This window comes from Mycobacterium sp. NGS51 (assembly GCF_059812525.1).
Genome location: NZ_JCALCV010000006.1, coordinates 196,803 through 219,178, shown reverse-complemented (window position 1 = coordinate 219,178; position 22,376 = coordinate 196,803). Strand labels below are relative to the sequence as shown.

Here is a 22,376-nt window from a genome sequence, read left to right as displayed (position 1 = left end):
CCTCAGTCGCCGGCCGCCTGCTCGCGCGCCCACCGGTAGTCGGCCTTGCCCGACGGACTGCGCTCGATCACCCGCCGGAAGACGATCGCTTTGGGAAGCTTGTAGCGGGCCAACGAGTTTGCGGCATGAGCGATCAACTCCTCGGCGTCGGCATCGGCACCCTCGGCGAGCGAAACCACCGCGACGACTTCTTGGCCCCACCGCTCGCTTGGCCGCCCGGCGACCACAACATCGGCCACCGCGGGGTGTGACGCGACGGCCGTCTCGACCTCCTCGACGAAAATCTTCTCGCCGCCCGAGTTGATGCACACCGAGTCGCGGCCCAGTAGCTCGACGATGCCGTCGGCGCGGTGGCGCGCGCGGTCGCCGGGCACCGCATAGCGGACACCGTCGATGACCGGGAACGTCTTGGCGGTCTTAGCGGCGTCGCCCTTATAGCCGAGCGGGACATACCCACGCTGCGCGAGCCAGCCCATGTTGTCGTGACCCGGCTGCAGGAGCGAGCCGAAATCTTCGGCGACCACGTAGGTATCCGGGCCGGGATTGAACGTGCCCGTCGACACTGCCCCGGTCATCGACAGGTGGCTCATCTGTGCACCGGTCTCCGAGGATCCGACGCCGTCTATGATCATGGCGTTGGGCAGGGCCTCGATCAAGCGTTGCTTGACGTGCGGGGTCAGCAGTGCACCGCCATTGGCCACCACCGCCAACGACGACACGTCGGCGATCCCCTTTTCGATTGCGGCCAGCAGCGGCCGCGCCATCGCGTCCCCGACCACCGTTACCACCGAGACCTTCTCCCGCTCGATGGTTCGGACGACATCGTCGGCGTCCAAATGGTCAACCACAGAAGGGAAGACCAACGTCTGCCCGGTCGTGATCGCCGTCATCACGCTCCACTGTGCGGCGCCGTGAATCAGCGGCGGCAAGATCAGCAGTTTGGTGCCGGGGCCCTCGGCGAGTCGTCCGACGATCTCGTCGATAGAACCGACGGTCTCGCCGGTCACCAGATTTCGACCGCCGAAGGATGTCATGAAGATGTCATGCTGGCGCCACAAAACGCCTTTGGGCATCCCGGTGGTGCCGCCGGTGTAGAGCACGTACAAATCGTCGGGCGAAGGCTGTACCGGCGACGACGGCAATGAATCGGATCCGACGATGGTCTCGTAATCGACTGCGCCGTAGACCAGGTCATTACCCGAGTCGTCGGCGATCTGGATGAGCACACGCAGCTGAGGAAGATCCGGCAGCACCTCGGCGACCCGGGGCGCGAATGCAGCATGGTAAATCAGTGCGGTCGCGCCGGAGTCCGCGAGCAGGTACTGCAGTTCGCTCTTGACGTAGCGGAAGTTGACGTTGAACGGGGCGACCCGCGCTTGGAACGCGCCCAGCAACCCTTCGACGAATTCGTTTCCGTTGTAGGCATAAAGCCCGACCAGGTCCTGTCCCACCTCGTGGCCGGCGAGTGCGGATCGCTCGGTGTGGCATCCCAGTCCGCGGGAGTGCATGAACGACGCCAGTCGGTGGGATCGCTCGAGAATTTGCGTGTACGTGACGCGACGATCGCCTTGGATGACCAGTTCGCGGTCGCCGATCGCCGCCGCGACGGCGGCTGCGACCGCCGGCACCGTGAACTGCGCTGCAGTGTCGGACATCGTGCCTCTTACGGTTGGCGGGGGAGCAGGCGGACCATCAGGTCGCTGGCTTCGGTGAGCAGGGTGCCATCGGCGCTTGTCATCGTAGCGGTTCGGGGAATCCGCCGCGGGTGTCGTCGTCGGTGTCAGTCATCGGCTGTTCCATGCGCTGAGCAGGTCGTCGGTCGTGGTGATCGTCGCCAGCAACGAGAGCGTGTTGTCGATGACTGCGTCGCCGTACTCGGCGGGTACGCCCGCGACGGCATCGCGCGGCACAACAACGCGGTAGGCGGCGTTGACCGCGTCCATCACGATGTTGGGAATGGCGATGTTGAGCGAGACGCCCACCACGACGATGGTGGACACAGCGAGGTTGCGCAGGATCGCATCGAGGTCGGTGCCGCCCATCGGCCCGACACCGTGCCAGCGGCTGAGCACCAAATCGGTTGGTTCGGGGCCTAACTCGGGCAGCAGGGCTGCCCCGGGCGTGCCCGGAGCGATTTCCACACCGCCGCGGCCGATAGCGAAGATCTTGGCGTTGTGGTTGGCACCGAGCCCATCGGGTCGGCGCTGCACCAGACAGTGCACCACGCGCACGCCCGCGGCCCGTGCCGCCGGCAGCAGCCGAACGATGTTGGGCAAGGCGACGCGGCGGGCTTCGCTGGCAAGTGCGGCCAGTCCGGCGTCGGGTCCGATGACTGCACCCTGACACTCCTGGGTGACGATCGCGGTGTGTGCGGGGGACGCAAGCTCGGCGAGGGCTGTCATGCCGGCACTTCGTAGAACTGCGTCGCCCACTTCCGCAGCGCCATATATCCTTTCGCGTCGACCTTGGACAGCGGCGGATGTTCCACGTACTTCTGGTAGCGCCAGATTTGCAGATCGTCGAAGACGGTGGACAGGAACTGCTTTTCGATGACGTCGCGCAGCTTGCCGGACGGTACGTCGGCGGTGTCACCGGGGGTGCGCGGCCACCAGATGGAGTAGAACAGGTCGGAGCATTCATCGTCGACCGGCGTGCAGGTGAAGATCAGCCGATGGTTCTGCGCACCCTCGAAGACGCTGATCGCCCCGCCAAGACCGAACAAGTGACTGTGAAACCGCAACGCCAAGTCGTCGGCGTTGTCGCTACTGGCATCCGGCCAGCCCGCGATGAATTGCCATTCGTGGTCGACGATTTTCCAGTCCAGCACCCTGGGCGTCACCGTGGCATGGTGCACGTACTCGAAATGCGCGCTGTCGGGGGCGTTCTCCGCCACGATCTGCGGATGCACCGGTTCGTATTCGGCACGTCGGGAGAACTCGGGATACGCCCGGTAGTAGGCCGCCGGATCGATCTCGAATTGCGGGAATTTGCGGAAGATATCCGGCATCTCCCACTGTGGCTCCTTGCCCTCCGGCTGGTGCCACATGAACACACAGTCGTACTGTTCCATGACCGGATAGACCCGCAGCCGTAGTGCCCGGTTCGGCCGGTCGGGCTGATAGGGGATGTATTTGTTACAGCCGTCAGGTCCCCAGCGCCACCCGTGGAAGGGACACTCCACACAATCGCCGACTACCTTGCCGCCATGCCCGATGTGGGCGCCGAGGTGTTTGCAGTGCGCTTCGAGTACGTGCAGCTCCCCGGACTCATCACGGTAGGCGACCAGGTCCTCACCGAAGTAGCGCAGCGGTCGGACTTCGCCGACCGGGAACTCCGGCGACCAGCCGATCATGAACCAGCCGGTGACTTTCCAGGTGAACGGGACTTTCACACCGGGCGCCTTCCTGCCTTCGTCCGCTGATACTAAAGACGTTACAGTATAGCTTTCAGGCAAGGAGGTGGTTCCGGGTGGCGGACGAACTCGAGGCGATCCGACAGTTGAAAGCACGCTATTGCCGATTCCTCGACACTAAGGACCTCGACTCGTGGCGCAGTGTGTTCACCACCGATGTGGTGGTCACGTTGGATATGGCGGTGTCCACCGGCGGTGCCGACCCGATGACGGCGCCGCCGACCGAGGGCGTCGACAACTTTGCTCCCACGGTGATGGGCGGCCTCGAGGGCGTGGCGACCATGCATCACTGCCACACCCCGGAGATCACGCTCACCTCGGCCACCACGGCCACCGGCATCTGGGCGATGGAAGACCTTCTCGTCTTCGGCGACGGCCGTGAGTTGCACGGCGCCGGTCACTACCACGAGACGTACGAGAAAACGGACGGCGCGTGGCGAATCAAGAGCCTGCACCTAACCCGAACGATGTTGAAGGTGATCGGGGGCTGACCTAGCCGGCCGGCGCGATGACCGCATCACCAAAGGCCCTGATGAACGCGAATCACCTCTGGCGGCAGGAACTCGTCGGGTGAGGTGAGCAGCTCACTGGGCTGCCAACTGCTGCGGGTTGAGTGGTCGGTGGTTGTCGGTGGCGTGCTGTAGGAACAGACGTATGGATCTGGCGGTGTGGGCAGAGTGCAACGGTGTTGCGCGGGTGGCCGCGTACCGCTGGTTTCGCGCGCGGCTGTTGGCGGTACCTGCCCGCAAGGTGGGGCGACGGATGTGGGCCACCGCCCGGCAGATCCCGGTCGACAGAGTCGTCAGCGAGGTCGGGTCGGCGATAACCGGGCACCGCGGTAAGTTCCTTGTTCTGCTGCGTGGCCCGGTGGTGGGGCGGATCGTGGTCGAGCATCGGGATCGGTTCTTCCGGTTCGGCTCTGAGTGTGTGCAGGCCGCCCCCGTTGCGCAGGGCCGCGAATTGGTGGTGGTGGATTCGGCCGAGGTTGATGACGCCCTGATGCGGGATATGACTGAGATCTTGACCTCGGTCTGTGTGCGCTTGTACGGCCAACGTGGCGGGCAGAACCGAGCCAAACGCGCGATCACCGCCGCTGCCGACGATTGCGAGGCGGCGTGATGGCGCAGTTCGAGGTGCCTGAGGGCTGGTGTGTGCAGGCGTTCCGGTTCACTTTGGATCCGAGCGAGGATCAAGCCCGCTCGCTGGCACGGCATTTCGGGGCTCGGCGCAAGGCGTACAACTGGGCTGTCGCCACCTTGAAGGGCGATATCGCCGCGTGGCATGCGACGGGTGTTGCGACGGCGAAGCCATCGCTTCAGGTGTTGCGGAAGCGGTGGAACACCGTCAAAAGCGACGTTTGTGTGAACGCCGAGACAGGTGCGGTTTGGTGGTCGGAGTGTTCGAAAGAAGCCTATGCCGATGGAATCCGGGGTGCGGTGGACGCGTACTGGAACTGGCAGCGCGCCCGTGCCGGCACGCGTGCCGGCAAGCGGGTCGGGTTTCCGCGGTTCAAACGCAAAGGTCGTGATCCTGACCGGGTGTGTTTCACCACCGGGGCGATGCGCGTCGAACCTGACCGCCGCCACCTCACACTGCCGGTCATCGGCACCGTCCGCACGCACGAGAACACCCGCCGTATCGAACGACTCATCCGTGCCGGGCGGGCGCGGGTCTTGGCGATTTCGGTGCGCCGCAACGGTACACGCCTCGATGCCAGCGTGCGGGTGCTGGTCCAGCGCCCGCAGCAACCCAGCGTCGCGCTACCCGGTTCGCGGGTAGGCGTCGATGTCGGGGTACGTCGTCTGGCGACCGTCGCCACCGGCGACGGCACGGTGATCGAACGGGCCACCAACCCACGACCGCTGCACACCGCGTTGTGTGGGTTGCGGCATGTGAGCCGGGCACGGTCACGCTGCACCAAGGGTTCGCGGCGCTACCGTGAACGCACCACCCAGATATCCCGGCTGCACCGCCGGGTCAACGATGTCCGCACTCACCATCTGCATGTCCTGACGACACGGTTGGCCAAAACCCACGGCCGCATCGTTGTCGAAGGGCTGGACGCAGCAGGGATGTTGCGGCAAAAGGGCCTCTCGGGTGCCCGCGCTCGTCGGCGCGGACTCTCGGATGCAGCCCTGGCCACACCGCGCCGGCACCTGTCGTACAAGACAGGCTGGTACGGCTCGCAGCTAGTGGTCGCTGACCGCTGGTTTGCGTCGTCGAAAACCTGCCACCTTTGTGGGCATGTGCAGGACATCGGATGGAACGAACACTGGCAATGTGATCGTTGCTCAGCGTCGCATCAACGTGATGACAACGCATCCATCAACCTCGCACGCTACGAGGAACCGATTAGCGTCGTCGGCCCAGTCGGGGCCGCCGTCAAGCGTGGAGCCGACCCTAAGACCCGGCCTGGCCGGGCAGGTGGCCGTGAAGCGCGGAAGGGAACCAGCCACCCAGCTGGCGAACAACCCCGAGACGGGGTGCGAGTCGCGTGACCACTAAAGATCACTCACTCGCAACGGAGTTGGCACACAGTTCGGACCAGATACTGTAATTGTTACAGTAACAGGCTGGAGACGGGGTGTGGGAGCAGCGATGGAAAGCCATACCGGAATCGGACGGCGTGCACTGGTCATGGGCGCGAGCGGCTTTGTGGGTTCGCATGTCACCCGCCAACTCGTCGAGCGGGGCGATGAGGTGCGGGTGCTGCTCCGGAAAACCAGCTCGACACGAGGAATCGACGACCTCGACGTCGAATTGCACTACGGCGACCTCATCGACGAGCAGACCGTGCGCCGGGCGATGGACAACCGCGACGTCGTCTACTACTGCGTCGTGGATGCCCGGGCATGGTTGCATGATCCCGCTCCGCTGTTCGCGACCAACGTCGAGGGCCTGCGGCACGTGCTCGACGTCGCGGCCGAGGCCAATCTGCACCGCTTCGTGTTCCTGAGCACGATCGGGACCGTTGCGGTTGGCTCCGGCGACAGGCCGGCCAGCGAGGAAACACCGTTTAATTGGCACGGCCAGGGCGGTCCGTATATCGAGTCTCGGCTACAGGCCGAGCAGCTGGTCATGCGATACGCCGAAGAACGCGGACTCCCGGCTGTGGCGATGTGCGTCTCCAATACGTATGGCCCCCGTGACTGGCAGCCAACCCCGCATGGCTCTCTGGTCGCGGCGGCCGCCCTGGGAAAGATGCCGGTCTACGTGAAGGATGTGGCAGCAGAAGTGGTCGGCATCGAAGATGCCGCTGCGGCAATGCTGTTGGCGGGGGAGCACGGCCGCATCGGCGAACGCTACATCATCTCCGAAAGCTTCATGACCACACGCGAAGTCCTGGAAACCGCCGCCCATGCCGTCGAGGTCGCCCCGCCGCGCTTCGGTGTTCCGCTACAACTGGTGACGATGTTGGGACATGCGGTCAGCCTGCTGCGTCTTGGCTTCCCGGTGAACGCCACCACCGTGCGATTGATGCGGCTGACGTCGCCACTTGATCACAGCAAGGCCGTCCGGGAGTTGGGCTGGAATCCCAATCCGACATCGGACTCGATACGACGTGCGGCGCATTTCTATGTCGAACGGGCACAGCGCAGACCGGAGGCGGTCAAGCCATGACGGCTGCGGACTCCTATGACGCGCTAGTCATCGGCGCCGGCTTCTCCGGCTTGTATGCGCTGCATAGGCTCCGCGAGCTCGGAATCCGGACCCGGGTGCTCGAAGCAGCTGAAAATGTCGGTGGCACCTGGCTTTTCAACCGATATCCGGGTGCGCGTTGCGACATCGAAAGCATCGAATATTCCTACAGCTTCTCCGACGAGATTCAGCAGGAATGGACCTGGACCGAGACGATGCCGGCCCAGCCCGAGGTAGAGGCCTACCTGAACTTCGTCGCCGATCGGCTCGACCTTCGCGGCGATATCCAGTTCGGCACCAGGGTCGTCGCGATGGCGTTCGACGAGGATGCTGCCGAATGGGTCGTGCGGACAGAGGCCGGCCAGACCTTCACCGTGCCATTCGTGGTCGCGGCTACCGGCATCCTGTCGATACCGCTCGAACCCGACATTGCCGGGATGGACAGTTTCACGGGCACGTCGCTGTTCACCAGCCGCTGGCCCCGCGACGGCTGCGATCTCACCGGCAAACGGGTCGGCGTCATTGGCACCGGTTCGACCGGTGTGCAGCTTATCCCGGTGGTGGCCCGGGAAGCAGCGCAACTGTGTGTTTTTCAGCGTTCCCCGGCCTACACCCTGCCGTGGCAGGTACGACCATTCGAATCCGGCGAGCTCGACGAACTGAAGGCCCGCTACAGCGAAATCCGCGCCGCGCAACGCGAACACCCGGTCGGCGCGGCGCGACTGAGCGCGTTCTCGGTGCTACTCGACATGCTCGGCAGTCCACCGTTGAAGACCGCCTCGCGCGACGAGCAACTGCGCGCCATCGACGAACATGGTGTGATGGGCGCACTGAACTGGGGCGACGTTTTCTTCGACATCGATGCCAACCGGATGGCTGCCCGGTTGTACGGAGAAGCGGTGGCCCGGATCGTCAAGGACCCGCGGACCGCCGCCGCGTTGGTGCCCAGTCATCCCTTTGCGTGTAAGCGCCCGATCATCGACCAGGGCTACTACGAGACGTTCAACCGGGACAACGTCACCCTTGTCGACCTGCGTGCAAACCCGATCCGCGAGGTGACGCCCACCGGTATCCGCACCAATGATGGTTTGTATGAGCTCGATGTGATCATCTACGCCACCGGATTCGACGCGATGACCGGTGCGCTCAACCGCATCGATGTGCGTGGTCGCGACGGGTCGTCGCTGCGCGACTTCTGGGCCGGCCAGGGGCCGCTGTCGTATCTGGGGTTGGCCGTCGCCGGCTTTCCCAACCTGTTCACGGCCCAGGGTCCCGGCAGCCCGAGCGCAGCAACCAACTTCGTCGCCGCCCTCGAACAGCACGTGGAGTGGATCGGCGACTGCATTGCCTATCTGCGCGCCAACGGGATCCGTACGATCGAAGCGCTTGCTGCCGCGCAACAGGAGTGGATTGATTACGCCACCGCGCTCGTCGCGCCGACGGTACTTGTCCACCCCAGCTGCAACTCCTGGTACAACGGCGGCAATGTCCCCGGAAAGAAAAGGATGTATATGGGCTACACCGGCGGAATCCCCGAATACCGGCGTCGCTGCGACGAGATCGCTGCCGGCGGATACACCGGATTCAAGCTGGCGTAGATGGCGAACCGCGCACTGGATGCTGGCCGAGAACTCGCCATGGTGCTGCCGCGGACGGTGTCCGGGCTCACCGAATCGACCGGCTGGACCGCATCGCCACGCGGTGTGCGCCAGTTCGGCGAGGTCATGATGGACGAGCTGGTTCTCACCGGCTTCTCGCTGTTCAGCGGAGATCTCACCGGGGGAGTTCGGCCATTGAACGAGTGCACCGCCGCGGCCCAGGAGCTGTCCACCCTGGGCGTCGACAGCGCGCACGCCGACCCGCAACCGTTGCACGTCAAGGCGATCCGCCGCCGTCGCCTTGGCATGCTCGCCTACGAGCGAGTGACCTTCGAGCACGACCCATTGCTGCCTACCACGCTGACGGCCGCGGGGCTGGGTGGGCCCGCGACCGCGGTGGTGCACGTGTGCCGGTATCGCGACAAGCCCCGGCCGTGGCTGGTGTGGGTTCACGGCGCCGGTCAGGGCCGCGCGGAGGACCTGTTGGTATCCCGGGCCAGACGATTGCAACACGCGCTGGGTTTTAACGTTGCGGTGCCGGTGCAGCCGGGACACGGCAGCCGTCGCCGCCAGTGGCCGCCGTATCCGAACATGGATCCGCTGACCAATGTCGCGGGCATGATGCGCGCCGTATCGGAGGTTCGCGCCGTCGTGCAATGGGTCCAGCCGCAGTCGACCGCCGTTGTGGTGTCCGGAATTTCGATGGGCAGCGCGGTCGCGGCCCTGGTAGCGCATTTCGAGAAGCAGGTCGACGCCGTCGCTCTGTACACACCGATCCTCGGACTCAATGCGATGATCGCCCGCCACCTGGCGCGTTGGGATGCCTCGCGCGGCCCGGTTCGAGAGCTGCTGGGGTCACCGCTAGTGACGGCGCTGACCTCGGTGATCGATCCGCTCTCGGTCGAGCCCGCGCCGCCGCCGCATCGCCGGCTGATCGTCGGCGCATGGCATGATCGAATGGCCATGCGCGAGCCCGCCGTGGCGTTACAGGAAAGCTGGGGCGGCCAGTTCTACTGGTACGACGGCAGTCACGTCGGCCACATCTTTTCCCGGCGCGTGCAGGCGGTATCAAAGCGCTTTCTGCGGGAGGTGGTCGGTTGAGCCGTACTGCCCGTGAGGTGGTGGAGTTGTACAACCTGGCGTTGTGGAATGAGCGCAACGTCGAGTTGGCCGACGAACTGATTGCCGAGACCATGGTTCGCCATGAGGTCGGGGAGGCGCGCACGCTGACCCGCGCAGAGGCGCGCAAACGGGTTGAGGACGTCTGGGAGATGTTCGACTCGCTGCGTTTCGATCTGAATGTCGTGATCGCCGGCGACGACGGCGAGCACGTCGCGATCGTGTACGACTCGACGATGACCAATACTGATGGCGCCGAAGTCAATATCGCCAGCATCGAGGTTTTCCGCGTCGTCGACGGCCAGATCACCGAGGTGTGGAATTGCGGCTACAAGCAAGGGGTGTGGAATTGAGCAGTCGAGTGCTCGGCGAACTTGGCTACTATCTGCTGGCCGGGGCCGGCGGTGAGGGGCCGGCCACCTTGATGGACGAAGCCCGTCGCGGCGAAGAATTGGGCTTCGGGACCGCTTTCATCTCCGAGCGCTGGAACGTCAAAGAGGCGTCGTCGCTCGTCGGCGCCGCCTGCGCCGTCACGTCGCGTATGCAGATCGCCACCGCCGCAACCAATCACAACACCCGGCATCCGTTGATTACCGCATCGTGGGCCACCACCATGCACCGGCTTTCCGGCGGACGGTTCACCTTGGGCATCGGCCGCGGCGTGGCCGCGATGTACGCGGCGTTCGGCATACCGGCGGTAACCACCGCTGCGATGGAGGACTGGGCCCAGGTCATGCGCCGGCTGTGGCGCGGTGAGGTGATCTTCAACCACGACGGCCCGATGGGCAAGTACCAAGTGTTGTTCCTCGACCCCGATTTCAACGAGGACATCCGGCTGGCGCTGGTGGCTTTCGGGCCGCAGTCCCTTGCCCTGGGCGGCCGTGTCTTCGACGACGTCATCCTGCACACTTATTTCACGCCGGAGACTGTGCAGCGCTGCGTCAGAACCGTCAAGGATGCGGCGGAGAAAGCCGACCGCGACCCCGACAGTGTGCGGGTGTGGTCGTGCTTCGCCACCGTCGGCGATCACCTTCCCGAACAGCTGCGCCTGAAGAAGACCGTCGCACGGCTGGCCACCTACCTTCAGGGCTACGGGGACCTTCTGGTGCAGACCAATAACTGGGACCCCGCAGTGCTGCAGCGCTTTCGGGAGGATCCGGTGGTAACGTCGATCGCCGGCGGCATCGACCACAAGGCCACCCCCGAGCAGATCGAGCACATCGCGGGCTTGACCCCCGAGGAGTGGCTGGAACCGTCGGCCACCGGATCAGCCGGCCAATGCGTGCAGCGCATCCGCAAGGAGTTCGACTACGGCGCCGACGCGGTGATCATGCACGGCGCCACGCCCGACGAGTTGGAGCCGATCGTCGCCGAGTATCGAGACGTGCAACCATAGGCGGTATGTCGAAGTACTTGACGGGCAAGGTCATTATCGTCACCGGAGCCGCGAGCGGCTTCGGAAGGCTGATCTCGGAGAAATGTGCTGCCGGCGGCGCAAAGGTGGTCGGCGTGGATGTCAACGCCGAAAGCCTGAACGAGGTCATCGACGGAATCCGGGCCGCCGGCTTCGAAGGCAGTGCCCGTGTCGCCGATGTCACCGACATGGGCCAGGTCAAAGCGGCGGCCCTACACGCCGTCGACACCTACGGTGCCATCGACGTCATCGTGAACAACGCAGGCGTGATGCCGCTGGCATTCTTCGCCGATCACGAACGCGCGTGGGAGAAATGGCACAAAGCGATCGACATCAACATCAAAGGCGTCGTGAACGGAATCGCGGCTGTCTACGACACGATGATCCAACAGGGCCGGGGACATGTCGTCAACATCTCGTCCATTTACGGCAACGCTGGAACTGAGGGCTCCGGGGTCTACAGCGCGACGAAGGCGGCGGTCGATGCGCTCTCGGAGTCGTTACGCGTTGAGGCCCAAGGCAAGATTAAGGTGACCACGGTCAAGCCGACCGGCGTGCTGGGAACCAATCTCGCCAGCTGGGTTGTCAACGAAGCGGCGGTCGTGGGGATCGTCGGACACAAAGCCGCCCAATTCTTGGAGAATGTCGACGATTTGGCGAAGGGGTCGCTTCGACCCGAGCAGATGGATATTGAGTCGATGCAGTACTGGTTGATCACGCCCGACGACCTCGCCAACGCCGTGGTGCACGTCATCGACCAGCCGTGGGGCATCAACCTCAGCGACGTCACAGTGCGGGCCAGTGGCGAGAATTACGTCTACTGACCCCTAGCCCCAGATAGCCGCGAGCGTGCGCAAACCCGGAAATTAGTTCGGCGTGTCGGCCGGGGACACGCACGCTCGCGCGAGAACGCGAGAAGGGTCACGGCAGTATCGCCGTCCGCATCACCGGCTCCGGAGCGGCTTGGCGGCTGTGCAGACTGCGTTGCAGCGTGGCCAACAGTGCGTCGCGGGTTTCGCGGGGATCGATGAGCTCGTCGAAACCCATGTGCTCAGCCGACCGATACGACGCCTGTAGCTCGGCGTTGCGCAGTTTGACCGAAAGATCTTCGCCGGCATGCGATGCGCGGCTGAGCGCCGTCGCGCTCATCGCGCCCATCGTCGCGCCCGGATAGGCGAACGTCGCAGCTTGGGAGTCAAAGCCCAGCAGCGACATCACCATCGACCCGAACCCGTAGGCTTTGCGCAACGTGACATGCAGCTTGATCGTCGTGGCCGCGGTCTGGGCGGCGAACATCCGCCCGCCGGCGCGCAGCACGCCCTGACGCTCCGACCTGCTGCCCGGCAGCATTCCCGGGTTGTCGGCCAGGAACACGATCGGCAGGTGAAATGAGTCGGCCACCATGATGAAATGCGCTGCCTTGTCGGCGGCATCGGCGTCGATCGAACCGGCCAGCACCTGCGGCTGATTGGCCACCACCGCCACCGGATGACCGCCCAGATGTGCAAGGGCGCAGATGATCGCCCGCCCGAATTGCGGCTGCACCTCGAACCAGTCGGGGCGGTCGAAGACGACGTCGAGCACCGCGCGCATGTCGTAGACCCGCCGGTTATCGCGCGAGACGATCTCGAGTAGCTCCGGCGTCGGGCGCGGCTCGGCGGTTTCGTCGGCCGACAGCGGTGGGGGATAGGACCAGGCGCTCGACGGAAAGTAGGACAGGTAACGCCGGAGGTCGGCGAGCGTGGCCTCGTCGTCCTCGGCGACGTTGTGAATCACGCCGCTGGGCAACGCGACATCCGGGCCGCCCAGGTCTTCCTTGGAAATGTCTTCGCCCGTCGACTCTTTGACGACGGGCGGTCCGGCGGTGAAGATCGCGCCCTGCCGGCTCATGATCCGGAAGTCGCACACCGGAGCCACCAGGGCACCGTGCCCGGCCGACGGGCCGAGCACCGCGGCGACAGTAGGCACCCGCCCCGAGCACTGCGCCTGGGCAAGCAGGTCGGTCGGGGTGCGGCCGTAATGCCCTCCGGTGGGCCGGAAGCCGGCGCCCTCCAGCAGCATCACCAACGGAACCTTGTCGCGCAGCGCCAATTCGGCGATCCGGTACCGCTTGGAGTTCCCGCCGGGCCCGATACTGCCCGCCAACGTGGTGAAGTCCTCGGCGCCGACCATCACTGGCGAGCCGTTGACCAATCCGGAACCCACAACGATCGCGTCGGCGGCCGCGTCGCCGCCGACAAGCGTGCCCAGTTCGCGAAACGTGCCCGGGTCCAGCAGTCGCTCCACCCGGGCGCGGGCGTCGAGCTTGCCCTTGCCGCGGTGCTTAGCGAGCCGCTCCGGTCCACCCATGCCCCACGCATACTCGCGACGGCGACTGAGATCGTCGAGCGTCTCCTCCCAATCCGGGGGCTTGGTCATCCGTATGTCCTCACTCGTCGACGGGTCGCTTAGAGCCTAACCTCCGTTGACCGTACTGAAGTGCTTACTGTAGCGTCGGCGAGATGGGTGTCGGGCTGGCGCCGCGATGAAGGTTGACGGCGGCCTCTTCAGCGACCTCGCTCGGGTGCCGGAGTTGGCGGGCACACTGGAAAACCGGGGCTACGACGGCTGCTGGACCGGTGAGATCAACCATGATCCTTTTCTGCCGCTGCTGCTGGCCGCCGAACACACCTCGCAGCTGGAGTTGGGCACCAGTATTGCGGTGGCGTTCGCGCGAAACCCGATGACCGTCGCCAACCTCGGTTGGGATTTGCAGACCTACTCGCAGGGTCGGTTCATCCTCGGGCTGGGCACACAGATCAAGCCGCACATCGAAAAGCGATTCAGCATGCCGTGGAGTCATCCGGTGCGCAGGATGCGCGAATTCGTGCTGGCGCTGCACGCGATCTGGTCGGCGTGGAAGGACGGCACCAGGCTGCAGTTCGAAGGTGAGTTCTATACGCACAAGCTGATGACGCCGATGTTCACCCCGGAGCCGCAGCCGTATCCGGCGCCCAAAGTCTTCATCGCCGCGGTCGGCGAAGCGATGACCGAGATGTCCGGCGAAGTCGCCGACGGATTACTGGTTCACGCGTTCACCACCAGGCGCTACCTGCACGAGGTGACGATTCCGGCGCTCGAGCGCGGTATGCGACGTTCCGGCCGTGAACGTAGCGGGTTTCAGGTGGCGTGCCCGGTATTCACGGTGACCGGCAGTGACGATGCCGACTTGGCCGGCGCCGCGGCCCGAGTCCGCAAACAGATTGCCTTCTATGGATCGACGCCGGCTTATCGCAAGGTTCTCGAGCTGCATGGGTGGGGAGAGGTGGCAACGGAGCTGCATCGCCTTTCGCTGCAAGGCGAATGGGATGCGATGAGCGCGCTGATCGACGACGAGATACTCGAGGCGTTCGCGGTCGTTGCGCCGGTCGAAAAGTTGGCCGCCGCGCTTGCGAGCCGCTGCGACGGCGTGATCGAGCGGGTGATGCCGTCGCTTCCACCCAGCCTTTCGGAGGCCACAACCACCGCTGTACTGCAAGAGTTGCGTCAGTAAGGAGTCGCCATGACCACACCGACGATGGACGAGGCCGCCAAGCTGCTGGCCGATCCGCTGGCCTATACCGACGAGCCGAAATTGCATGCGGCGCTGGCCCATCTTCGCGCCAACGCTCCGGTGGCGCGGGTCGACGTGCCGAACTATCGCCCGTTCTGGGCTATCACCAAACACGTCGACATCATGGATATCGAGCGGGAAAACGAGGTGTTCACCAACTCTCCGCGCCCGGTACTGGTGACTGCGGAAGCCGACGAGATGCAAGCCGCTGTCGGAGTGCGCACACTGATCCACCTCGACGACCCCGAGCATCGCGACATGCGGGCAATCGGCGCCGATTGGTTTCGGCCAAAGGCCATGCGGGCATTGAAGGTCCGCGTCGATGAACTCGCCAAGTCCTACGTCGACAAGATGGCGGCGATCGGCCCGGAATGCGACTTCGTGCAACAGGTCGCGGTGAACTATCCGCTGTATGTCATCATGTCGCTCCTGGGTCTGCCCGAATCCGACTTTCCGCTGATGCTCAAGCTGACCCAAGAACTGTTCGGCAGCGACGACGACGAGTACAAGCGCGGCGCCACAGTGGAGGACCAATCCACCGCGCTGCTGGAAATGTTCCAGTACTTCACCGCGCTGACCGCCGCACGGCGCGCAAGCCCCACCGAGGACCTGGCTTCAGCCATCGCCAACGCCCGTATCGACGGTGAGCCGTTGTCGGATATCGACACCGTTTCGTACTACGCGATCGTGGCCGCGGCCGGCCACGACACCACCAGCGCAACGATTTCCGGTGGCCTGCACGCTTTGATCGACAATCCCGACCAACAACACCGGCTGCGCAGCGATCTCGGCCTGATGCCATTGGCCACCGAGGAAATGATCCGCTGGGTCACTCCGGTCAAGGCGTTCATGCGCACCGCCGCCGCGGATACCACTGTGCGGGGTGTACCGATCTCAGCGGGGGAGTCGGTACTGCTGTCGTATATGTCGGCTAACCGAGACGAGGAAGTCTTCGACGATCCATTCCACTTCGATGTCGGTCGCGACCCGAACAAGCACGTGTCCTTCGGGTACGGTGTGCACTTTTGTCTGGGTGCCGCGCTGGCCCGCATGGAGGTCAACAGCTTCTTCACCGAACTGCTGCCGCGGCTGAAATCCATCGAGTTGACCGCAGACCCGCAATATGTCGCCACCACCTTCGTCGGTGGCCCCAAGCACCTCCCGGTGCGGTATTCGTTCCGGTAATCGACCGTTACGGCACTACGCCCCGAAATCGATGACGCCCCGGATGATTTCACCATTGAGCAGGTCTGCGTACGCCTCATTGATGGCGTCGAGCCGGTAGCGCCTGGTGATCATCTCGTCAAGCTGTAGCTGGCCGGTCTGATAGAGCCGGGCCAGCCGGAAAACGTCGGCCTTCGGGTTACATGATCCGAAAACCGTGCCCGCCAACGTTTTGTTCATCAGGATGAAGTCTTGCAGGTCGAATTTGATCGACCGTGTGAGTTGTGACGTCATGCCGGTGAGCACACAGGTCCCGCCCTTGCGGGTGAGTTGTAGCGCGTCGCGCACATCGTCGGGCGTGATCAGCGACGGCGAGACCACCACCGCGTCGGCCATCACCCCATAGGTCAGCGCCCGCACCAGATCCAGTGCCTCGGCGGCGGAAGCCGCGCTGTGGGTGGCGCCGAACTGCAGCGCCGATTTCTGTTTGAACTCCACCGGGTCGACGGCGATGATGTGCGCGGCGCCGTTGATGCGGGCACCCTGGACCGCGCCGGTGCCGATGCCCCCGACACCGATGACGACGACCGTATCGCCGCCCCGCATTCCGCCGCGGTTGGCGACCGATCCGTATCCGGTCGGGATAGCGCAGGCCAACAGCGCAGCAGGCGCCAGCGGTATCTGCGGCTCGATCTTGACCAGCGAATCAGCCGCCACCACAGTGTGTTCGGCAAAAGCACCGATCTTGGAAATGTGGCCCAACGGCTTGCCGTCGAGTGTGTGGTGACGAAACGTCCCGTCGGTGGGCATACCGGGAGTCAAAGTTCCGATTCCGGTGTCGCAGAGGTACTCCATCCCCGTTGCACACCAGCGGCATTGACCGCAAACCGCGACAAACGAGGTCACCACATGATCACCCGGTGCCAATTCGGTGACGCCTGCGCCGACTTCGACCACCCTGCCGGACCCTTCGTGACCGCCGATAGTGGGAAACATCGTCGGCAGCCCTAGTGACCGAAGCACCTCGTTGGGTGCGGACATGTCGCCTTTGAGGATGTGGTCGTCGGAATGGCACAACCCGGCGGCGGCCATCTCGACGAGAACCTCGCCGGCGCGCGGCGAGTCGAGCTCGAATTCCTCGACAGACCACGGTCCGCCCACGTCGTGCAGGATCGCCGCCCGGCTCTTCATGACGCCACGGTGAACGTGACCGGAAGCATGTCGGGGGAGCGGAAGGTGAGCCCCACGATCTTGGCCTCGTCGTCGGGTTCCAGCGTCAGGTTTCCCACCCGGTCGAAGAGGCTGTTGAGCATGACCCGGGTCTCCAGCCGGGCCAAATGCATTCCCAGGCACATGTGAATACCCCCGGCGAAGGACAGATTCGCTTGCCGCGGTCGGTGGATGTCGAACGTGTTGGGATCGGTCCAGCGGCTTTGGTCGCGGTTGGCCGAACCCATGCACAGGTCGACCTGTGCGCCCGAGGGGATTGTCCGCCCGCCCATTTCGACGGATTCGATGGTAGTTCGGGGGACCGTGGTCAGCGGTGTCTCATACCGCAGGCCTTCTTCGAACGCGGCTGGGATCAGCGACCGGTCCTGGTAGACCATCGCCAGTTGTTCGGGATGGGTCAGCAGCAGGTAGAGCAAATTGCCCGAAGAACGGTAGGTGGTTTCCAGGCCGGCCGGCAGCAGCAGCCGCAGAAACGAGATGATGGCCTCGTCGGTCAGCTTCTCCCCGTCGATCTCGGCGGCAACGAGATCGCCGATGATGTCGTCAGTGAGCTTGCGGCGGCGTTGCTCGACCTGCGCGAGGAAGTAGTCGTGCAATTCGATCGAGGCTCTCAGTCCCGCTTCGATGTCGACTGGGATCGAGATGAGGTCGAAAGACAATCGCCGGAACACGTCAAGGTCCTCGCGCGGCAGCCCAAGCAGCGTGGCGGCGACCCGGGTGGGGAACTCGAACGTCAGAGCCTTGACCAGATCGGCTGTGCCGTCGTTCTTGATCTCGTCGACCAACTGATCACAGACCGGTCCGATGACCGACGGTTCCCAGCGCTCCAGCGCCGTGGCGCGAAAAGCCTTGGCTACCAGGTTGCGATGGTCGTGATGCTCTTTGCCGCCCATCGCCAAAATGGTGTGTCCGATCACCAGCCCGATGGTCTGGTCGTAGGCGTGCGAACTGAAGATCTGGTCGTCGCGGAAAGCCCGGAATACGTCGTCGTAGCCGAACAACACCCACTCGTCGTCGGGCACCAGCTCTGGCGGCAATTGTGACTGGTCGCTGAGCGTGCCGTGCCAGACCGGCTCGGTGCGCCGCATGTATTCAAAGAACGGGTATGGGCTGGTTTGCCCGGTGATATCGAGCGTGACAGGTTGGCCGTGCGGGTCGGTGCTGATCGACACCAGCATCCCTCCTGAGCAACCGGTAGGGCCTGCCCCGGACCAGCCGTCCCGGGCGAACTTCGCTATCATAATATAAATAGCAACGAAGCCCAACGGCGAAGCTCGCCCATCCAAGGGCGGACGGGTCAGCAGACTATACCGGCTCGAATTTCGTGATCAGCCACTTGCCGTCGGCTTTGGTCAACGACACCAGCACGCTGCTGGCCCACATCGCCGGATCCGGCCGGTCTTTGCTCACGGTGGTCAGGTCGATGAAGACCAGCGCGACCGCCGAGTCTGGGTGCAGTTCGGACACCGCGGCACCCATGACCTGAGCGGTGGTCGTCACGTCCTTTCCCTTGACCGCCGGCACGACGACTTCGCGGACCCGCGCCTCGTAATCGTTCAGGAAATCCCCGCTGAGGTGGGATTTGGCCGCCGTGAGGTCTTGGTCGAGGGTTTTGGACTTGTAGGACAGTAACGCAACCATGCCTTCCCCGGCGGCCGTGGCCGCCGCTGTGGCCGAAGCGTCGCCGGTCTGCGTGTCGGGTCGGTATTGGCTGAAATACAGCCAAGCCGCCAGCCCGCTGGAGACCAACAGAAGCAGCACCAGGATGGCCGAAGTGAGTTTGATGTGCACCGCCGCATTCCGCCGAGTGGCCGGCGTGCGTTGCGGTGATGCGACGGGTGGCGCTACAGCCTTATCGTCGGACTCAGCGTCGACGCGTTCGGTTGTGTCGTCCGCTTTCACAGTACGAACTCAACTTTCGATAGCTTGATCTGATCGCCGTCCCGTGCGACCGACACCCGCAACCGGAACGTGCGCGGCTCGTCTTGGGCGCCAGCGGAATTGGTGACGCGTTCAGTGGCCGACATCAGCACGACGGCAGAATCCGTGTCCGCTGACTCGACCGCCGTGGCCACTACCCCTCCTTCGGTAACGACCTTGGACTTCTCAACCACCGACGTGAAATCGGCGGCCCGCTGCTGAAAGTCGTCCAAGAATTCGCCGGTGGAACTATCGATCACCCGCTGGACGTCATGCTTGGCGTTTTTGTAGTCCAGCGACAGCATGTTGACGATGCCTTGTTTGGCCGCGGCGACGAACGCTGCGGATCGCTGCTGTTGCGCCACTACGCCGCGGTGATGCCAGATCAGGTACCCGCTGGCGCCAAGCAGAGCGCAAATGGCGACGATCGCCGCAGCGGTGAGCGCCATACCTATGCCCGGTATCCGCCGGCGTCGCAGGACCGGGTCGCTCGACGCGGACGGCTCGGTCGACTCGGGGGATGCGGCGGTGGTGGTCGTTATCTCTCTAGCGGTGCTCTCCGCGTCATCGCCGTGTTCGGCCGCTTCCGCTGCCTCGCGGCGCAATCGGATCGCCCGCGCACGGGCCCGTGCTGCCGCAGCCAGCGCTTCGGCTTCAGCGGCTTCGGCTTCGGCTTCCTCGGCCAGCGCAAGGGCGTCCGCGTCCGCCTTGGCATCTTTTGGGCGCTCGTCAACCATGCTGGCCCCAGCTTGACAACGTCATTATCGACCGAACTCCAGAATCTCTTACGGTATTGGTCATTGCTACCATCGGATGATCAGGACGCGCCAACCTTCATCCGCAGCGTTCGTAGGAAGGCCCAGGAGGCTTGGCCAATATCATGACTGCCGTCGACTCTCCCGAAAAGATACTCTTTGCCTCCACCACCCAAGCATTTCTGCAAAAAGAGACTCCGCTCAGCCGGGTGCGGGAGCTACATGCGGCGGGCATCTCCTTCGATCGGGCGTGGTGGCGGCGCGCGGCCGAACTGGGTTGGACGGGCCTGCTGGTTCCCGAGGAGTTCGGCGGAGGAACCGTTTCCGGCAGCGGTGTTGCGGACCTGGCCATGGTCGCCGAGCAACTCGGAAAGACCGTGGCGCCAGGGCCGTTGTATCCGGTCAGCACCGTGCTCGCCGGACTGGCGGGCTGCGGCGAGGCCGAAACCCACGCCGACACGATCGAATCGCTGATCTCCGGAGAGACGGTGGCCTCCTGGGCCGTCTGCGAGCCGGGTCAGGGCTGGACGCCGCACCAACCGTCAGTCACCGCCACGTCGACCGATTCCGGCTACCGCATTGAGGGCGTCAAAGACCGCGTCGAGGCGGGCGCCCAGAGTGACCTGTTGTTGGTGGTGGCGCGCTGCGACGACGGCGTGCGCCAATTCCTGGTGCCGGCGAATGCGGCGGGAGTGCGGATCGAACCGCAACAGTCGATCGATCTGGTCAAGCAGTACGCCCGTGTGCATTTCGACGGTGTGGAGATTCAACACAGCGCAGCCGTCGGCAGCGCCGCCGAGACCACCGCGCTGATCGAGCGGCAGAGTCAGATTGCCCAGGTGCTGCAATGCGCCGAAGTGGTCGGCATCCTGCAGACGGTGTTCGACTTCACCGTGCAATGGGCGTTGGATCGCCACACATTTGGGCGGCCGCTCGCGTCCTACCAAGCGCTCAAACACCGCTTCGCCGATATGAAAATGTGGTTGGAGGCATGCCGGGCGACGACGGGTGCAGCGGTCTCCGCCATCGCCGCCTGCTCGCCGGAAGCCGGGTTATCGGCCAGCATCGCCAAGTCCTATGTCGGGGAGATGGCCAGCGAAATCGTGCAAGGCTGCGTCCAGATGCACGGCGGCATCGGCGTCACCTGGGAACACGACCTGCACCTGTACCTGCGGCGAGTTGCGCTGTACCGCTCGATGTTCGGCACCCCGGAGGAGCATAACCTGCGGGTGTACGCATGGCAGGAAGCCGGAAAACAAGCACCGCGGTCGGCTTGATGACGCAGGCCAAGGCGACAGCTGCCGTCGAGTCGGTCGAGCAGTTCCGCGCCCGGGCCCGGGCCTGGCTGGCCGACAGCATGCCGCGCATCGATCCGGCGGCGCCGCCGGCCGCCCACCGGGACGACGAAGACTGCTGGCAACGGGCCCGTGAACTGCAAAAGTTGTTGTACGAGGGCGGATTCGCCGGCATCTGCTTTCCACCGGAGTACGGCGGACTGGGATTGGATTACGAGTATCAGAAGGCGTTCGACGCGGAGAGCCTCGCCTACGAGATGCCGCTGATCCTCAACACACCGACGTTCACGATCTGCTGTGCGACGCTGCTCGACACCGGCAGCGAGGAACAGAAACGACAGCACATAGCTGCGGCGTTGCGCGGCGACGAGGTGTTGGTGCAACTGCTGTCTGAGCCGAGCGGCGGATCGGATCTGGCCGGTGTGCTCACCCGGGCCGACCGTGACGGCGACCGTTGGGTGATCAACGGTGCAAAGACGTGGAGCACCAGTGCATTTGCCGCCGACTACGGGTTGTGCCTGGCTCGCACCAACTGGGAGGTCCCCAAGCATGATGGGCTGACCATGTTCTTGGTGCCGATCGCCCATCCTGGAATCACGTTGCGGCGCATCACCCAACTCAACGGCTCGACGGAATTCTGCGAGGAGTTCCTCGACAACGTCGATGTCGGTCCTGACGCAGTCGTCGGCGAGGTGGACAACGGCTGGGCGGTCGCGTCGCGTCAGCTTTACCATGAGCGTCGCGCGGTGGGCCAAAGCTCCGAATTCGCCAGTGGCACAGGCAGTGAAGGGGGCCGGTCGACGCCGGTGGACTATGTGGCGCTGGTCGACAACACCGGCCAGGCCGACAACGAACGGGTGCGCGAGATGGCCGGACGGGTGTTGGTGCACCGCGCGGTCAGCGATCAGCTATCCGGCCACGTGTACCGCAGCGTGCGGGACGGCGCCCTGCCACCGGCCGGCGGCACGCTCATCCGGCTCTTCCACGCCGAGACCGTGACGTTGGACATGGATACCGCGTTGGCAATTGCGGCCTCGGCCGGGGTGGTGGGGGAACAGGGCGAAGGACTGGAGACCGGGTTGCGGTATCTGGCCCGCCAGACGGTGTGCATGGGCGGTGGAACCACGGAGATGGCCCGCAACGTCATCGGCGAGCGGGTGCTGGACTTCCCCCGCGAGTACGCTGCCGACCGCGGCGTGCCGTTCAACCAAGTGCGGCACGGCAAATCCCAGTAGCGC

21 protein-coding genes and 1 pseudogene are annotated in these 22,376 nt (G+C 64.5%); 13 read left to right on the top strand and 9 right to left on the bottom strand.

The features are described 5' to 3' along the window. Window positions 1-2: 2 nt before the first annotated feature. The 4 genes and pseudogenes from AC5Y5W_RS10085 to AC5Y5W_RS10070 form a co-directional block, all read right to left on the bottom strand. The gene (locus tag AC5Y5W_RS10085; protein ID WP_500012645.1) at window positions 3-1,655 is read right to left on the bottom strand and encodes an acyl-CoA synthetase; all 1,653 of its coding nucleotides are present in this window, start codon (window positions 1,653-1,655) and stop codon (window positions 3-5) included. Between the two features lie 8 nt (window positions 1,656-1,663). Beyond that, window positions 1,664-1,747, bottom strand: a pseudogene (locus tag AC5Y5W_RS10080) (PaaI family thioesterase); the annotation flags it as partial. Between the two features lie 37 nt (window positions 1,748-1,784). Continuing rightward, window positions 1,785-2,402 (bottom strand): cysteine hydrolase family protein, encoded by a 618-nt coding sequence (locus AC5Y5W_RS10075; RefSeq protein WP_500012644.1) that lies wholly within the window; start codon window positions 2,400-2,402, stop codon window positions 1,785-1,787. After that, window positions 2,399-3,391 (bottom strand): Rieske 2Fe-2S domain-containing protein, encoded by a 993-nt coding sequence (locus AC5Y5W_RS10070; protein ID WP_500012643.1) that lies wholly within the window; start codon window positions 3,389-3,391, stop codon window positions 2,399-2,401. The genes AC5Y5W_RS10075 and AC5Y5W_RS10070 overlap by 4 nt, the downstream gene beginning before the upstream one ends. A 77-nt stretch (window positions 3,392-3,468) precedes the next feature. On the opposite strand from AC5Y5W_RS10070, the gene AC5Y5W_RS10065 reads away from it, so the two are divergent. From AC5Y5W_RS10065 to AC5Y5W_RS10025, 9 genes are all read left to right on the top strand, one after another. Continuing rightward, the gene (locus tag AC5Y5W_RS10065) at window positions 3,469-3,903 is read left to right on the top strand and encodes a nuclear transport factor 2 family protein (RefSeq protein ID WP_500012642.1); all 435 of its coding nucleotides are present in this window, start codon (window positions 3,469-3,471) and stop codon (window positions 3,901-3,903) included. Window positions 3,904-4,066: 163 nt separating this feature from the next. Next, entirely contained in the window at window positions 4,067-4,531 is a 465-nt protein-coding gene (locus tag AC5Y5W_RS10060) for an IS607 family transposase (protein ID WP_499897703.1), read from the top strand. Next, a complete protein-coding gene (tnpB, locus tag AC5Y5W_RS10055; protein ID WP_500012641.1) occupies window positions 4,531-5,910 on the top strand; it encodes an IS607 family element RNA-guided endonuclease TnpB in 1,380 nt (459 codons plus the stop codon). The genes AC5Y5W_RS10060 and tnpB overlap by 1 nt, the downstream gene beginning before the upstream one ends. Before the next feature lie 100 nt (window positions 5,911-6,010). Then, window positions 6,011-7,033, top strand: coding sequence for an NAD-dependent epimerase/dehydratase family protein (locus tag AC5Y5W_RS10050; protein WP_500012639.1), 1,023 nt, complete (start codon window positions 6,011-6,013; stop codon window positions 7,031-7,033). Beyond that, window positions 7,030-8,649 (top strand): flavin-containing monooxygenase, encoded by a 1,620-nt coding sequence (locus tag AC5Y5W_RS10045; protein ID WP_500012637.1) that lies wholly within the window; start codon window positions 7,030-7,032, stop codon window positions 8,647-8,649. The genes AC5Y5W_RS10050 and AC5Y5W_RS10045 overlap by 4 nt, the downstream gene beginning before the upstream one ends. Continuing rightward, on the top strand, window positions 8,650-9,750 hold the full coding sequence (locus tag AC5Y5W_RS10040) for an alpha/beta hydrolase family protein (RefSeq protein ID WP_500012636.1): 1,101 nt from the start codon (window positions 8,650-8,652) through the stop codon (window positions 9,748-9,750). Beyond that, the gene (locus AC5Y5W_RS10035; protein WP_500012634.1) at window positions 9,747-10,121 is read left to right on the top strand and encodes an ester cyclase; all 375 of its coding nucleotides are present in this window, start codon (window positions 9,747-9,749) and stop codon (window positions 10,119-10,121) included. The genes AC5Y5W_RS10040 and AC5Y5W_RS10035 overlap by 4 nt, the downstream gene beginning before the upstream one ends. After that, window positions 10,118-11,164: a TIGR03857 family LLM class F420-dependent oxidoreductase gene (locus AC5Y5W_RS10030; RefSeq protein WP_500012632.1), complete on the top strand. Its 1,047-nt coding sequence runs from the start codon at window positions 10,118-10,120 to the stop codon at window positions 11,162-11,164. The genes AC5Y5W_RS10035 and AC5Y5W_RS10030 overlap by 4 nt, the downstream gene beginning before the upstream one ends. Window positions 11,165-11,169: 5 nt before the next feature. Beyond that, a complete protein-coding gene (locus AC5Y5W_RS10025) occupies window positions 11,170-12,006 on the top strand; it encodes an SDR family oxidoreductase (RefSeq protein ID WP_500012630.1) in 837 nt (278 codons plus the stop codon). Between the two features lie 97 nt (window positions 12,007-12,103). Here the strand turns inward: AC5Y5W_RS10025 and AC5Y5W_RS10020 are convergent, their stop codons facing one another. Further along, window positions 12,104-13,600: an acyl-CoA carboxylase subunit beta gene (locus AC5Y5W_RS10020; protein ID WP_500012628.1), complete on the bottom strand. Its 1,497-nt coding sequence runs from the start codon at window positions 13,598-13,600 to the stop codon at window positions 12,104-12,106. A gap of 106 nt (window positions 13,601-13,706) precedes the next feature. Here AC5Y5W_RS10020 and AC5Y5W_RS10015 point away from each other — a divergent pair, with 106 nt between their 5' ends. Further along, window positions 13,707-14,714 carry an LLM class F420-dependent oxidoreductase gene (locus AC5Y5W_RS10015; protein WP_500012627.1) on the top strand — a complete coding sequence of 336 codons (1,008 nt, stop codon included), beginning with the start codon at window positions 13,707-13,709 and terminating at the stop codon, window positions 14,712-14,714. Between the two features lie 24 nt (window positions 14,715-14,738). Then, complete coding sequence (locus tag AC5Y5W_RS10010; protein ID WP_500012758.1) at window positions 14,739-15,959, top strand: cytochrome P450; 1,221 nt, start codon at window positions 14,739-14,741, stop codon at window positions 15,957-15,959. A 15-nt stretch (window positions 15,960-15,974) separates the two neighbouring features. Here AC5Y5W_RS10010 and AC5Y5W_RS10005 read toward each other — a convergent pair whose 3' ends face one another. From AC5Y5W_RS10005 to AC5Y5W_RS09990, 4 genes are all read right to left on the bottom strand, one after another. Further along, entirely contained in the window at window positions 15,975-17,129 is a 1,155-nt protein-coding gene (locus tag AC5Y5W_RS10005; protein WP_500012625.1) for a Zn-dependent alcohol dehydrogenase, read from the bottom strand. Then, the gene (locus tag AC5Y5W_RS10000) at window positions 17,126-18,346 is read right to left on the bottom strand and encodes a cytochrome P450 (RefSeq protein ID WP_500012623.1); all 1,221 of its coding nucleotides are present in this window, start codon (window positions 18,344-18,346) and stop codon (window positions 17,126-17,128) included. The genes AC5Y5W_RS10005 and AC5Y5W_RS10000 overlap by 4 nt, the downstream gene beginning before the upstream one ends. Before the next feature lie 127 nt (window positions 18,347-18,473). Next, window positions 18,474-19,070, bottom strand: coding sequence for an Rv1363c family protein (locus AC5Y5W_RS09995; protein WP_500012621.1), 597 nt, complete (start codon window positions 19,068-19,070; stop codon window positions 18,474-18,476). After that, window positions 19,067-19,825, bottom strand: a complete 759-nt coding sequence (locus AC5Y5W_RS09990) for an Rv1363c family protein (RefSeq protein WP_500012619.1) — start codon at window positions 19,823-19,825, stop codon at window positions 19,067-19,069. The genes AC5Y5W_RS09995 and AC5Y5W_RS09990 overlap by 4 nt, the downstream gene beginning before the upstream one ends. Before the next feature lie 143 nt (window positions 19,826-19,968). Between AC5Y5W_RS09990 and AC5Y5W_RS09985 the strand changes: the two genes are divergently transcribed. Next, window positions 19,969-21,120 (top strand): acyl-CoA dehydrogenase family protein, encoded by a 1,152-nt coding sequence (locus AC5Y5W_RS09985; protein WP_500012617.1) that lies wholly within the window; start codon window positions 19,969-19,971, stop codon window positions 21,118-21,120. Then, window positions 21,120-22,373 (top strand): acyl-CoA dehydrogenase family protein, encoded by a 1,254-nt coding sequence (locus AC5Y5W_RS09980; protein ID WP_500012756.1) that lies wholly within the window; start codon window positions 21,120-21,122, stop codon window positions 22,371-22,373. The genes AC5Y5W_RS09985 and AC5Y5W_RS09980 overlap by 1 nt, the downstream gene beginning before the upstream one ends. Window positions 22,374-22,376 lie beyond the last annotated feature (3 nt).

Excerpts from the sequence above, each read along its gene's own strand:
- AC5Y5W_RS10085 (WP_500012645.1), bottom strand. The coding sequence starts at position 1,655 with ATGTCCGACACTGCAGCGCAGTTCACGGTGCCGGCGGTCGCAGCCGCC.
- AC5Y5W_RS10075 (WP_500012644.1), bottom strand. The coding sequence starts at position 2,402 with ATGACAGCCCTCGCCGAGCTTGCGTCCCCCGCACACACCGCGATCGTC.
- AC5Y5W_RS10060 (WP_499897703.1), top strand. The coding sequence starts at position 4,067 with ATGGATCTGGCGGTGTGGGCAGAGTGCAACGGTGTTGCGCGGGTGGCC.
- tnpB (WP_500012641.1), top strand. The coding sequence starts at position 4,531 with ATGGCGCAGTTCGAGGTGCCTGAGGGCTGGTGTGTGCAGGCGTTCCGG.
- AC5Y5W_RS10050 (WP_500012639.1), top strand. The coding sequence starts at position 6,011 with ATGGAAAGCCATACCGGAATCGGACGGCGTGCACTGGTCATGGGCGCG.
- AC5Y5W_RS10045 (WP_500012637.1), top strand. The coding sequence starts at position 7,030 with ATGACGGCTGCGGACTCCTATGACGCGCTAGTCATCGGCGCCGGCTTC.
- AC5Y5W_RS10040 (WP_500012636.1), top strand. The coding sequence starts at position 8,650 with ATGGCGAACCGCGCACTGGATGCTGGCCGAGAACTCGCCATGGTGCTG.
- AC5Y5W_RS10025 (WP_500012630.1), top strand. The coding sequence starts at position 11,170 with ATGTCGAAGTACTTGACGGGCAAGGTCATTATCGTCACCGGAGCCGCG.
- AC5Y5W_RS10020 (WP_500012628.1), bottom strand. The coding sequence starts at position 13,600 with ATGACCAAGCCCCCGGATTGGGAGGAGACGCTCGACGATCTCAGTCGC.
- AC5Y5W_RS10015 (WP_500012627.1), top strand. The coding sequence starts at position 13,707 with ATGAAGGTTGACGGCGGCCTCTTCAGCGACCTCGCTCGGGTGCCGGAG.
- AC5Y5W_RS10010 (WP_500012758.1), top strand. The coding sequence starts at position 14,739 with ATGGACGAGGCCGCCAAGCTGCTGGCCGATCCGCTGGCCTATACCGAC.
- AC5Y5W_RS10005 (WP_500012625.1), bottom strand. The coding sequence starts at position 17,129 with ATGAAGAGCCGGGCGGCGATCCTGCACGACGTGGGCGGACCGTGGTCT.
- AC5Y5W_RS10000 (WP_500012623.1), bottom strand. The coding sequence starts at position 18,346 with ATGCTGGTGTCGATCAGCACCGACCCGCACGGCCAACCTGTCACGCTC.
- AC5Y5W_RS09990 (WP_500012619.1), bottom strand. The coding sequence starts at position 19,825 with ATGGTTGACGAGCGCCCAAAAGATGCCAAGGCGGACGCGGACGCCCTT.
- AC5Y5W_RS09985 (WP_500012617.1), top strand. The coding sequence starts at position 19,969 with ATGACTGCCGTCGACTCTCCCGAAAAGATACTCTTTGCCTCCACCACC.
- AC5Y5W_RS09980 (WP_500012756.1), top strand. The coding sequence starts at position 21,120 with ATGACGCAGGCCAAGGCGACAGCTGCCGTCGAGTCGGTCGAGCAGTTC.